Raw genomic sequence first — 13,821 nt, 5'->3', positions numbered from 1 at the left:
TCACATAATAGATATTTAGAAAAAATGGAAGATAGATTAACGAAATTCAATGAATTAATGAATACATTCAAGTCTGAAAACCAATTAGGGAAAAATCTATCCAATTTAATTGTAAATATTTAATAGACTTTATATAATAAGTGACGGAGAAATTTTCTCTAACAAATCGTTGGAATGGACATCTCAAAATATAATTGATGAGATAATATCTATTTTAATTATTGTTGGAGGAATAATTGTAGCATTTTCTAAAACAAAAAACGAAGATGAATATATTACTATTATTAGAATGGAATCACTAATATGGGCAACTTATGTTAATTACACTGTATTAATTATCGCGGTACTATTTGTCTTTGACTTTACATTTTTACATGTTATGATTTATAATATGTTTACAATACTTTTATTTTTTATTATTCGGTTCCATTACATATTGTTTAAAGTTACTAAAGTAGTTGAAGATGAATAATTCTATAAAAATAGAGCGGGCAATAAAAAATTTAACGCAAGCACAGCTTGCTGAAATTGTTGGAGTCAGTCGTCAAACAATAAATGCTATGGAGCTTAATAAATATGTGCCTTCAACGGTTTTGGCGTTAAAAATTGGCAACGTATTTAACAAACAAGTGGAAGATATTTTTTATTTAGAAGTTACCGATTAAAGGTATTTTTCTTTAATAATTTTTAAATGATGCATTTGGTGACCTGCAATAATAAACCCAAGTGCTCTAACAGAAATATCATTTCCATTTGCTGTTCCAAAACGAGTGAGCATTTCGATATTAAAACTATTAAATAACGAAATGCTCGCTTTTCTTATAAAAGTAAATTCTTCTAATAATTCTTCTAAACTTCGATCATTTCCATTAGAATTTGCAACATACCAGTCTTCATCAAACCCGGGAACTTCTGTGGTGTCTTTTCTAGAAAAACGAAGTGCTCTATAAGTCATTACACGCTCTGCATCTATAATATGTTGTATTAGCTCTTTAATGGTCCATTTACCATAGGCATAACGGTACATTAATTTTTCTTCAGGTAAATCAGAAAGGGTATTTAAAAAATCATCAAATGATGAGTTCAACACTTCAATCAAATTTACGTTACCTAAATTAATGATGTAATTAGCATAAAAAGGAGCGTATTCATTTTCATTTAATTGGCTTGCATTCATAACTAAGCTGAGTTTCTACTTGCGTTAATATTTCCAAATAAGCAACGAGTAATCATTCGTTCGTATATCAAAAGTAATTCTTCATTTGGGTTTTCATTGGTTTGCATTTCTTGTACTTTTAGCAATGCATATTGCTGAATAGTTAATAAAGGTAAAACAATATCTTCTCTAATTATAATAGATTTTTTACCAACCGGATTGTTTTGCATTAATTCGTTATATCCAGTTAATTTTAAAATTAAACGTTTTGTTTCACTGAATTCATTAAAAATTAAATTCCAGAATTCTCCAAATTCTACATCTTTCGACATATATTCTGTTAAACCGAAGAACGATTTTGACATAGACATCATACTGTTTTTTATTAAGGCCTTAAAGAAATCTGAATTTTCATATAACTGGATAACTTTTTCAAATTCGCCACTATCTTCATATTTTTTTAGTGCTTTTCCAACACCATAAAAACCGGGTACATTTTGTTTTAATTGGCTCCAAGACCCTACAAAAGGTATGGCTCTTAAATCGGCGAAATTTAATTCGCTTGAACTTGATCTTTTTGAAGGTCTGCTTCCAATGTTAGTTTGAGCGTAGTATTTAAGTGTACTCATTCGATCTAAATAGGGCAAAAATTTAGGATGATTTTTAAAATCGACATAAGCTTGATAACTTGTTTTAGATAAATCGTCCATCACTTTCATATCATTTTTTGATATAATATCATTGTTATGTTCAAAAATTTCATTCGCTAAACCAGCACTTAATAATTGCTCAATATTATATTGTGAAGAGTCTAATGTTCCGAAATTGGAACTGATTGTTTGACCTTGAATTGTAAGCTGAATTTCTTTATTTTCAATAGTTGGACCTAATGAAGAATAAAACTGATGGGTTCTACCACCTCCACGCGCAGGAGGTCCACCTCGACCATCAAAAAACACGACTTTAATATCGTATTTTCTTGATAATTCTGTTAATTGTTGTTTGGCTCTATAAATAGCCCAATTTGCCATTAAGTATCCGCCATCTTTGGTTCCATCTGAAAAACCAACCATAATAGTTTGTTTGTTTTTCCTATTTTTTAAATGCAGTTTGTACGCCTTATTGGTGTACAATTCCTCCATTACTTTAATTGAATTTTTTAAATCGTCTATTGTTTCAAAAAGCGGAATAATATCTACATTCAAGTTGTTTTTATAGCCACATAAATTAAACATTGCAAATGTTTCTAAAACATTTATCGAGGTTTGATTATTGCTAATAATGTATCTGTGGCAGCCTCTTTCTCCATTATTTTGTTGAATGGTTTTAACCGCTTTAATAGAGCCCAATGTTTTAGCAACCATATCGTCTTTAAATATTGAAATATCAATATCTCCAAAAATAGTAGATAAAACTTTGGTTTGATCTTCTTTATTAAGTTCTAAATATTTTTCTGGAAAAATAGTCATACCGTTTTCAGATAATTCTGTGACCATTTGTGCAAAAACATTGTGATGTACACGGCTGTCTTGTCGTATATCGAGCGTAGCAAAATGATAACCAAAAATGCGGAGCTTATTTATAAAACTATTGATTTCATCTAAATACAATGAATAATGGTCTTTTATGAGCGTTTGTCTTATGGCTAATAATTTATTTAAAAATTCTTCTTGGGTTGGCATAGAGTACAACTCTGGAGATACACTATTGTCAAATAGTACTTTTTCAAGTTCTAATATATCTTGTTCTACACCATTAAAAGTTAATCTCTTTTTTAGGTTTCGAATATCAACATAGTAATTTTTCAACACCATTTGTCGTAACCGTTTTGCAACATTTAGTGTTATTTCTGTGGTAACAAATGGGTTGCCATCTCTATCGCCACCAGGCCAAAAACCTAAGTTAATAATATCATTATCAAGTGTTTGTCCATCAAATATATTATTTTGAATATAATTATAAATCTGAGAAACAGAATGATAAAATACGTTTTCTAAATACCAAATTAAACTCACAGCCTCATCATAAGGAGATGGTTTTACATGTTTGAAAAATGGAGTTTTACCAACTTGTGCCAATAAATTTTTAATAGATAAAAAGTCATTTTCTTTAATGGCCTCTGTTAAATCTGTAATAATTCCTAAAACTGGACCTGGGTAAAACTGGGTTGGATGTGCAGTTAAAACCAAACGAACTTTATATTCTTTTAATTGCTTTTTTAATGCTTCTGTTTTGTTTTCTAAAATCGCTTTTTCCTTACTATTTCTAATAGTTCCTACGCCATCCATATTATGAACAATTGGGTAGGCGGCATCTTCGATAGCATCAAATAAAACTACTTGTCGTTCAATAAATTGAATACATCTAAACAAAAAGTCAATTTTTTCTTTTTCAGTCGTGTTTTTGTAGTAAGATTTAAAAAATCCATCTACTATTTCGGTCGGATTCTTTTTATTTTGGAATCCGTTTTTACACATTTCGTGAAACAATGGTAACATTACCCCCGTTTTATTAATAGTATCAAATGGTAGGGTTAAAAATATACTGTTGTAAATTTGGTATTTTACAAGTACATGTTCGTTATATCTGGCTAATTTTGCTTGCTTAATCATAAATCAAATTTAATAGTGTAAAAATACGTTCTAAATGAGAATTTTAATAAATTTAAATCTGAAATTAACGAAATCGTTGTATTTGTGTCCAAAGGCTTTTCAGAGTCTAAATGTTTAATTTTAAGATTTTTGAAGTTGCTTTGGTGACTTTAAATCGATCATCAAGTCGTTTAGCAACCACCCAAATTATATCATTGTTTGAACACAATAACCAAATATTTTCTTTTTCAACTAGCGAGAATTTCTCGTCTTTAAAGTATTTACTAATTTTCTTTTTTCCTCCTAATCCAAAAGGGAAAAAATAATCTCCTTTTTGCCATTTTCTGAGTGTTAAAGGGAATTTAACCAAATCGTAATCTATAAATACACTGTTTGATTGCTCAAATAGGAATGGTTCAAATACATTTGATGAATTATTTTTGGCGTTAAAAACGGGAGTGATTATTTCGAATGATAGTGAAATTGGGGAAGTCAATTTTGTTTGTTCCGAAGAAATACTAAAGGATTCATTAGAAATTGTAATGTATTCAATTTTAGTTAAAATTAAATAATCTCGATTTTTCAATAAACAATGTGTTTTGCTAAAAACTTGTTTACCAGTTTGGGCTTGGAGTAAATTAACAACGTCGTCCCAAGCTGTAAATCCGTAATCTTTAAAAAGTTCATAAACGTAAATTTTCGGATTTTTAAATTGCATCAATTTTGCAATGGAAAAATGAATTTCATTGTTTTTGACTTCTTTAATTTCTTTTTCAAGATTGATAATGGAATCAGCAACAATTTCCTGACTTCCTTTTAAATTTTCCAATGTAACATAAAAGGTGTCTAATAGGGATGGATTTATTTCCTTTAAAACGGGTATTACTTTATGTCGAACTTTATTTCTGTGATATTTTATGGAAGAATTACTACTATCTTCTCTCCAAAGTAACTTTTTTCTAGTAGCATAAACTAAAATATCATTTCTTGTAAAAGGGAGTAACGGCCTTACTATATTCATATTAATTTCAGGAATTCCTGTCAATCCATCTAATCCAGTACCTCTTGTTAAATTCAATAAAAAAGTTTCTAAAACATCGTCCTTTTGATGGGCGGTAACTATATTATCTAATAGATGCTCTTCACATAACTTCTGAAACCAATTATATCTTAAATCTCGTGCAGCCATTTGGGTTGAAATACCTCTTTCTTCAGCAACTTTATTGGTATCAAATTTTATGGTATAAACTGGTACATTGTATTTTTTTGCCAATTCAATAACAAATTCTGCATCCTTATTGCTTTCTTTTCCTCTTAACATAAAGTTGCAATGGGCAAGTGAAATAGTGTAATTTAATTTGTGAAGTAGATGCGTAATTACAACACTATCAATACCTCCAGAAACAGCAATAAGCAATTTTTTACCTTGTAGCTGAGGTAAGTTGGTTAGCAAATGTTCTTTTAGAATTTTTTTCATATAGGTTGTAAATATACTTATTTATTCGAACCATTTTTTAATAGCACCGCTCTCATTGCTTTTGCTTTTAAAAGGCATTCTTCATATTCTTTTTCAGGCAACGAAAGAGCTGTAATAGCACTACCAACTGAATATGAAATGTATTTTTTAGTTTCATTGTATAAAATACTTCTAATAATTACATTAAAATCGAAATTATTGTCAGGGGTAAAATACCCAACAGCTCCAGAATATAGGCTACGTTTTGTTTCTTCTAAATCTTCAATAATTTTCATTGCTGAAATTTTAGGAGCACCAGTCATACTTCCCATTGGAAACGTTGCTTTAATAATATCTACAGGATGTATATTTGATTTTACTTTACATGATATGGTAGATATGAGTTGATGTACTTGTTTAAAAGTATAAACTTTACATAATTCATCCACATTTACAGAGCCTTTAATGGCAATTTTCGAAAGGTCGTTTCGAACCAAATCTACAATCATGATATTTTCAGCACGCTCTTTTGGGTTTTGGGCTAATTTAATTGTTAATTCCTCATCTTCTATAGGAGTATTCGCTCTTTTTTCGGTTCCTTTTATGGGTTGTGAAATAACCACATTATCACTTTTTTTTAAATAACGTTCTGGCGATGCAGAAATTAAATAGTTAGCGTCGAATTTTAAAAAGGTTGCAAAAGGAGGTTTGGAAATTTTATTTAAATTCTGATAAACTTTTAAAGGATTGAGACTAGTCTTTTCACAATAAAATTCTTGACAAAAATTGGCTTCATAAATATCACCTCTATGAATGTGATTTAAAATTGAATTTACTTTATTAATGTATGCATCTTTATGGATGCGAAGTTTAATTTTTAATGAACTTTTCGCTTTTCCCTTTTCGCTTTTCCCTTTTTGCTGTTCTATTACTTCTAAATCAATCGTTATGTCGTTTTTAAATTCGGACAAGTATTTAAATTCAACGGTTTTTCCTTTAATTTCTATTATTTTTTTAGGCTGAAAAAAGAATAAATCAGGAAAATGAAGACCGTCAAAATTAGTAGAAGTCAAATTTTCTACATCATTTTTTAAATCATAACTTAAATATCCAAAAATATAATCGTTTACTTTGGTTTGATACTTTTTTAGTTGTTCAAAGGCATTCGTGAAATTAGATTGAATGATTGAATAAGAATCAACAGCAAGAACAGCATCAAAATTTGAATGTTTTTGGAAATAGTTATTGCTATCGAGCCAAGCAACATGATTAAACTGTTGTGCCCAAATCAATAAATTTGATTTAAATTCAATAATATTAGGTACTTGAATTTTATGATTGGTTCTTTCCAAAGTTAAAGGTTTGAAAGTTTAAAAGTCAGAAAGTAAAAAAAAATAAAGTTAATAAAGAGGGTTGTGAGTTCCATAAATATATTTTTTTCTTAAAACTTAAAACTTAAAACTCAAAACTCAAAACTAACTATGTATTGCTCTATTATTTACTGCCAAACAAGCTTCCTTAAAAGCTTCGGTAAAAGTTGGATGTGCATGAGATGACCGTGCAATATCTTCAGAAGAAGCTCTAAACTCCATAGCAATAACAGCTTCAGCAATCATATCAGCAGCTCTGGCGCCAATCATATGAACCCCCAAAATTTCATCAGTGTTGGCATCTGCCAACACTTTTATCTGTCCGTCCAAGTCCATACTTGCACGAGCTCTCCCTAAAGCGCGCATTGCAAAAGTCCCAGATTTGTATTTTACATTATCAGCTATTAATTGCTCCTCCGTTTTACCAACAGTTGCAACTTCAGGCCAAGTATAAACTACACCTGGTATTAAATTATAATTGATATGAGGTTTTTGGCCCGCAATTAATTCGGCAACCAACATTCCTTCTTCTTCAGCCTTATGAGCAAGCATGGCTCCTTTAACAACATCTCCAATGGCATATATATTGGTAACATTGGTTTGCAACTGAGTATTAGTTTCAATTTGACCAGTAGTTGTTAATTTTATACCTATATTTTCCAACCCTAAACCTTCAGTATAAGGTTTTCTTCCAACTGAAATAAGCGTATAATCACCTTTAAATTCAACCGAATTTCCCTTTTTATCTTCAGCGATAACCACAACTTCTTTTCCTTTATTTTCGACAGAAGTAACTTTATGACTTGTAAAAAATTTAAGTCCTTGTTTTTTTAATGTTTTTTGTAATTCCTTCGAAAGCATTCCATCCATTCCTGGAACAATAACTGGCATATATTCAATTACAGAAACATCAGAACCTAATCGGCTATAAACGGAGCCTAATTCCAATCCTATTACACCACCACCAATTACAATTAAGTGCTTTGGTATTTCAGTTAAACTAAGTGCTTCGGTTGAGGTTATGACTCTTTTTTTATCGAGATTAATAAAAGGTAAGTTTGCTGGTTTAGAGCCTGTTGCTATAATGGTATTTTTAGCTTCAATTATTTCTGAAGTGCCATCGGCTTTAGAAACAGTAATATGTATAGCATCTGTAAAACTTCCAACCCCATTAAAAACTTCAATGTTGTTTTTATCCATAAGATAATTGATGCCGCCAGAAGTTTGTGAAACTACTTCGTTTTTACGATCAATCATTTGTTTAAAATTAACAGATAATCCAGAAACCTCGATACCGTGTGTAGCAAAGTGTTTTGTAGCTTCAAAATAATGGTGAGAAGAATCTAATAATGCTTTAGAAGGGATACATCCAACATTTAAACACGTACCGCCTAAAGTTGCATATTTTTCAATTAGTGCAGTTTTTAAACCAAGTTGCGCGCATCTAATTGCTGCCACATATCCACCAGGACCAGAACCTATAACGGCTACATCATATGTACTCATAATTAATATTATATTTAATGAATTGCAAAAATAGAATTTTTATTTAAGAACAATTAATACAGTGTAAATAATACTGAAAATGATGTGTTTTATAAAGTATTGAGGTATTTAATTACTGAAAATCAGACATATAAAAAACAATGATAATTATCATATTACAAATAGTTGATTTGGCTAATTTTCTACTACCATTTATTCGCATTTTGTATCCATTTGTTAAATTCTACTACTATTGAAATATAAAACTTTGATTTGTATTAGGTTACATTGTATATTTGCTATAGTAAATGAGAATTGATTTTACCCCCACAAGACTCTAAATATTTAACGGCCCCCACAAATAAATAATAATTTTATTATTTATTAGATAAAACCCCAAATTGCTTTAAAACAAATTTTGGTGTTGTAATAGTTTAAACAAATAATTTAGTTCAGTATTGAACCCAATAGTTATTATTACAATGTATTAATTTAATACAAAAAGATTATGAAAAAAATTACTCTTATTAATGTAGCGACCTTTTTAGTTTTGTTGTTTTCGACAATACAGACTTATTCCCAAGATCGATTGGTTTCTTTTGATAATTTAAATGCCTCATTAACAACTGCGACTGCTTGTTCTTATGTCGGTTGTAATGCTAATGATGTGACGTTTGGAGACGTGTATTTAGGAGATGATGTTGGTAATTTAGCTACCTTAGCTTATGTTAATAATCCTATAAATGGTTTATTTATATGGGTTAAAATTGCAAGTAATAGCGGCAAGTATGATTTAATGTTTCAATTTGATTATTTAGTTGGTGGAGTTAGGAAGAATTTTGATAATACTAATTTTGGTGGACCTTCAACAGATAGATTAACTATTAAAATAAGAGGATCTATTGTTCCGGCTGGTTCTAAATATAGAATGGCTGAAATTACTAATTATACGGTTGGTCAATCTATTGAATTAAAGAATATATATTTAAGATGGGAAGTAAATGGACAGAAAATTACTCCGGCTCAAGATTTATCTTTAATTACTTGTAACCCGCCAAAATGTAGTAGTGCTTTTTCTAGTGGTATTATAGTAAAAACACCGTTATTTGCTGATTTCAGTATTGATAAAGATTGTATTAGTGGCGCTTTTGAACAAGTGGTATATAATAGTACTTCAACTGGTGTTGAGCCTAATACTAATTATAGCTGGTCTTTTCCTGGCGCGGCAACTATTTCTCCTTCAGGATTAAATACTTCGGGTCCATATACGGTTACTTATAATACTTCGGGTCCTCATACAGTTAGTTTAACGATATCTGATCCGTTAAACTTAGTTATCCCTAATACGAAACTTGTTGACGATATAACTTTAGCATCATGTTGTACCGTAACAATTGATCTGATTAATAGCACTAATGTGCAATGTAATGGAAATTCTGATGGTACAGTTACCGCAACTAAAACTGGAGGAGCTGGAACAATAACTTATGATTTGTTGTTTTCAGCAACCTCAGGAGGGTCTTTTAGTGCAACTGGCTTGCCAACCAATGGTGATGTAACAGGTATTTATACTGGTTTAGGTGTAGGATATTATAAAGTAGTTGTAACCGAGGCTAATGGATGTAATAGTATAAGTTCTGAAGTTCAAATCACTCAACCAGCAACAGCCGTTTCAGTGGCGTTGACAGGACAAACCAATGTATTGTGTTTTGGTGCTTCAACGGGAGCTATCAATATTACCGCATCAGGTGGTACAGGTTCTTATACATATGCATGGACAGGTTCAGGAGTTAGTGCAACTTCAGAAGACCAATCAGGTTTGGCAGCAGGAAGTTATTCAGTAATTGTAACGGATGCTAATGGTTGCTCAACCGCATCATTGCCAGTAACTATTACTCAACCAGCTGCTGCTTTGACGGCAAACGCAACAGGTGAATCACTTTATTGTGCTGGGGATGCTGACGGAAATATTACACTAACAGTATCGGGCGGAACAGCTTCTTACACTTATTCTTGGAAAAAAACAGGAGATAATGTAACAGTTGTTTCTACAGCTCAAAATCCTAGTGGTTTATTAGCAGGAACTTATAATGTAACTGTAACCGATGCAAATGGTTGTACTACAACAGCAAGCGCCACTATTATTGATGGTGACGGAACTGACCCTGTTGTAACTGCTCCGGCTGATTACAGTTTGGAAGGATGCAACACAAGCGCAATTATTGGAAGGATATATTCAGAAATTGATGTTGCCATTGCAAGTCCTTATACCGGTTTAGTTATTGTTGAGACAGGAACTGGAATAGCTTCTGTTACTTATAAAGATTCAAAAACAGGAACTTGCCCAATTGTTGTGACCAGAACGTTTACGGTAACAGACAATTGTGGTAACATAGGAACAGCAATACAAAAAATAAATATAAATGACACCACGCCACCAGTACTTACTATTCCAGCAAATGCAGGTATAGAATGTACGGCTGATATTACTCCAATTGCATTAGGTATGGCAACTGCTACTGACAATTGTGATGGCAGTTTAATACCAACATATACTGACGGTGATTGTTTTGGACTAGAAAATGAAAAAGAAGTAAATGCAGGAAATGGTATATACTTATATTTCAATATTTCTGGAATGGCAAGTTTAAACGTGAATTCAATAAAAGCTTTTAACTTAACTTTTGAAACAAATCAAGGAAAAGGAAGAGCAGAATTTATTTTGGTAGCTCCAAACGGAAAAGGAATTGTTTTGGTAGGGCCTTATTGTACATTAGGAAACTGTGACGATGGAGATGGTGGTGTTGAAGTATACTCACCAACTTTTTATCCAAGCACTTCAGCTTATGCCGCTTGGGTTAATAGCAATTTTATTGCGGAAGGTGCAGGGAACTTTAAGCCAAATGGAGGAAGTACTACGAATACAGTTACTGGTCTTACCAATGGTTTAGTTTCATCATTTGAAGCGTTAACAGCTGGTATGACTAGTTTAGATGGACAATGGTTTGTTTATTCAAAAAAACAAGCAACTGTAAATGGAAACGTTCGGTTTATTAGTTCTTGCTTAACACCAGGATTGGACGCTTCATGTGTAAATAATGATGTTATTATAAGAGAATGGACAGTTACTGATGCTTGTGGCAATGGCGCTACAGGAAATCAGGTGATTGTAATTTCTGATACTACAGCACCAGTTGTTACAGGTTCAATTACTGACACAATTATTGAAGGCTGTTCTATACAAGATGCACCAGCTGCGGTAACAACAGTAGCTGCGTTAGAAGCATTGACAGGAAATCTTTTAATTTCAGATAATTGCAGTGAGGATGCTAATTTAACAGTAACTTCAAGTGATGACGTAAGTGGAACTTGTCCAATAGTAATCACAAGAACGTATAAAGTAACTGATGAGTGTTCTAATGAAAGTGTGGATATTATTCATACCATTAAAATAGATGACACTACTGACCCTACAGGATCTAATCCTATAGCAATAAGTGGATTGAAAAAATTATCAGATGTACCAGTCCCTGACGTAAGTGTAGTTACTGATGAAAAAGACAATTGCACTCTTATACCTTTAGTAACTTGGGTAAAAGATGAAAATAATGGAAAATCTGGATGTTATGGTGATGCTTATATAGTTACAAGAACATATAAAATAGCAGATGATTGTGAGAATTTCATTGAAGTAACACAAACAATCACTGTTGAAGCTGATCTTGTATCAGTAGATGCACCAGAAGACGTTGAAGTTTGTGATAGCTATATTTTACTGGAATTAAATTCAGGTAACTACTTTACAGGCTCAGGTGGAACTGGAACTGCAAAAAGTGCAGGTGATTCTATTACAAGTTCTCAAACAATTTATGTTTATGCAGTTTCGGCTGATAATGGTGTGTGTACAGATGAGAATAGTTTTGATATCACAATCAATACTACACCACCAGCAGATGCCCCGGCAGATGTAACAATGTGTGATAGTTATACATTACCAGCGTTGACCAATGGAGCGTATTATGCAGCAACAGGAGGTTCAAGCCCGATAGCAGTAGGTACAGCAATAACAAGTACTCAAACCATTTATGTATATGCAGAAACAGGAACAACTCCTAACTGTTTTACAGAGAATAGTTTTAAGGTAACGATTAATGATACTCCGCCAGCGGATGCACCGGCAGATGTAACAATGTGTGATAGTTATTCATTACCAGCGTTGACCAATGGAGCGTATTATGCAGCAACAGGAGGTTCAAGTCCGATAGCAGTAGGTACAGCAATAACAAGTACTCAAACCATTTATGTATATGCAGAAACAGGAACAACTCCTAACTGTTTTACAGAGAATAGTTTTAAGGTAACGATCAATGATACTCCGCCAGCAGATGCACCGGCAGATGTAACAATGTGTGATAGTTATACATTACCAGAATTGAGTGCAGGAAATGAGTACTGGACAGCAACAGGTGGAACAGGAACGCAATATTTTGCAACAGATGTCATTTCAAGCGACATAACACTTTTTGTATATGTTGATACCGACACTACACCAAACTGTAGTGATGAAAACAGTTTTGATATCACAATAATTAACACTCCTAATATAGAAGATTCAACTTCTACAAATGTTACTTGTTTTGGATTAGGCAATGGAACAATTACTGTTTCTGGATTAGTACAAGGTGAAACTTATATAATTCAATTAAATGGGGTAGGGTCCAATTTAAGTGGTCAATCTACTTTTGGTCCTGGAACTTATGTAATTACTGCAAGTTCATCTGGAAATAGCCAAAGTGAACTTGTATGTTCAACAACAAAAGAAGTTACAATTACACAACCAGCACAAATAATTGTTAATGCTGGCCCAGATAAATTGTTGAATTGTAATAATCCAACAGCCATATTAAATGGCAGTGCCAGTTCAAATGATCAAGTTAATTTTACTTATTCTTGGACAACTTCAAACGGCCTAATTGATAGTGGAGCAAATACACCTTCACCAACAATTAGTAAACCTGGGATATATGTGTTAACAGTAACAAACATTATTAATGGTTGTTCTGCAAGTGATACTGTAGTGGTAACTCAGAATAAAATAGTACCACAAGCAACAATTTTTGCTGTTAAAACAGAATTAACATGCGAAACTTCTAGTATAACTTTAAATGCAGTTGTATCTAGCATACAAGGGGCTGCAAGTTACTTATGGAGTGATAATTTAGCGACGACTTCTAGCATTGTAGTTACTACACCTGGAGAATATACGTTATATGTTACCGATAGTAACAATGGTTGTGTGTCTGTAAGTAGAATTGTAATTACTCAAGATATAACACAACCTGAAGCTGTTATCACAGGAAATACAGAATTGACTTGTTCAACTACAAGTATTACTTTAAATGCAAGTGGATCAACAGTACAAGGTACTGCAAGTTACTTATGGAGTACAGGAGCAACTACAGCTACAATAGCAGTAATAGCACCTGGCGTATATTCAGTAACAGTAAAAGATAGCGATAATGGTTGTTCAGCTATAGTAGAAGTAACAGTGTTACAAGATATTAAACCTGTTGTTGCAACTATCACAGGAAATACAGAATTGACTTGTTCAACTACAAGTATTACTTTAAATGCAAGTGGATCAACAGTACAAGGTACTGCAAGTTACTTATGGAATACAGGAGCAACTACAGCTACAATAGCAGTAACTACACCGGGTGTATATTCGGTAACGGTAACAGATAGTGATAATGGTTGTTTAGC

The 13,821-nt window shown here is 32.3% G+C and carries 7 protein-coding genes and 1 pseudogene; 3 read left to right on the top strand and 5 right to left on the bottom strand.

All coding sequences use genetic code 11. The annotated features are described in order from the left end of the window. The first annotated feature begins 169 nt into the window (after positions 1–169). Together Q8S45_RS05105 and Q8S45_RS05100 are read left to right on the top strand one after the other, a co-directional pair. Positions 170–472 carry a hypothetical protein gene (locus Q8S45_RS05105; RefSeq protein WP_305601849.1) on the top strand — a complete coding sequence of 101 codons (303 nt, stop codon included), beginning with the start codon at positions 170–172 and terminating at the stop codon, positions 470–472. Then, positions 465–665: a helix-turn-helix transcriptional regulator gene (locus Q8S45_RS05100; protein WP_305601847.1), complete on the top strand. Its 201-nt coding sequence runs from the start codon at positions 465–467 to the stop codon at positions 663–665. The genes Q8S45_RS05105 and Q8S45_RS05100 overlap by 8 nt, the downstream gene beginning before the upstream one ends. Here Q8S45_RS05100 and Q8S45_RS05095 read toward each other — a convergent pair. The 5 genes from Q8S45_RS05095 to lpdA form a co-directional block, all read right to left on the bottom strand. Then, positions 662–1,177, bottom strand: a complete 516-nt coding sequence (locus Q8S45_RS05095; RefSeq protein ID WP_305601845.1) for a DinB family protein — start codon at positions 1,175–1,177, stop codon at positions 662–664. The two genes, Q8S45_RS05100 and Q8S45_RS05095, sit on opposite strands and share 4 nt — an antisense overlap. 2 nt (positions 1,178–1,179) lie before the next feature. Then, positions 1,180–3,768: a phosphoenolpyruvate carboxylase gene (locus Q8S45_RS05090; protein WP_305601844.1), complete on the bottom strand. Its 2,589-nt coding sequence runs from the start codon at positions 3,766–3,768 to the stop codon at positions 1,180–1,182. A gap of 106 nt (positions 3,769–3,874) precedes the next feature. After that, on the bottom strand, positions 3,875–5,224 hold the full coding sequence (tilS, locus tag Q8S45_RS05085) for a tRNA lysidine(34) synthetase TilS (RefSeq protein WP_305601842.1): 1,350 nt from the start codon (positions 5,222–5,224) through the stop codon (positions 3,875–3,877). A 17-nt stretch (positions 5,225–5,241) separates the two neighbouring features. Then, positions 5,242–6,555, bottom strand: coding sequence for an anthranilate synthase component I family protein (locus tag Q8S45_RS05080; RefSeq protein ID WP_305601840.1), 1,314 nt, complete (start codon positions 6,553–6,555; stop codon positions 5,242–5,244). 123 nt (positions 6,556–6,678) lie between these two features. Further along, complete coding sequence (gene lpdA, locus Q8S45_RS05075) at positions 6,679–8,079, bottom strand: dihydrolipoyl dehydrogenase (protein ID WP_305601838.1); 1,401 nt, start codon at positions 8,077–8,079, stop codon at positions 6,679–6,681. A gap of 487 nt (positions 8,080–8,566) precedes the next feature. Between lpdA and Q8S45_RS05070 the strand changes: the two are divergent. Next, positions 8,567–13,821: pseudogene (locus Q8S45_RS05070) on the top strand (hypothetical protein); the annotation flags it as partial.

It is taken from the genome of Lutibacter sp. (assembly GCF_030692605.1).
GTDB lineage: Bacteria > Bacteroidota > Bacteroidia > Flavobacteriales > Flavobacteriaceae > Lutibacter.
The sequence above is the reverse complement of the archived record's forward strand: the minus strand, read 5'-3'. Positions and strand labels throughout refer to the sequence as shown.

Bases quoted from the DNA above. Each gene is read 5' to 3' on its own strand.
- Q8S45_RS05095 (WP_305601845.1), bottom strand. From the start codon at position 1,177: ATGAATGCAAGCCAATTAAATGAAAATGAATACGCTCCTTTTTATGCT.
- Q8S45_RS05100 (WP_305601847.1), top strand. From the start codon at position 465: ATGAATAATTCTATAAAAATAGAGCGGGCAATAAAAAATTTAACGCAA.
- Q8S45_RS05090 (WP_305601844.1), bottom strand. From the start codon at position 3,768: ATGATTAAGCAAGCAAAATTAGCCAGATATAACGAACATGTACTTGTA.
- lpdA (WP_305601838.1), bottom strand. From the start codon at position 8,079: ATGAGTACATATGATGTAGCCGTTATAGGTTCTGGTCCTGGTGGATAT.
- tilS (WP_305601842.1), bottom strand. From the start codon at position 5,224: ATGAAAAAAATTCTAAAAGAACATTTGCTAACCAACTTACCTCAGCTA.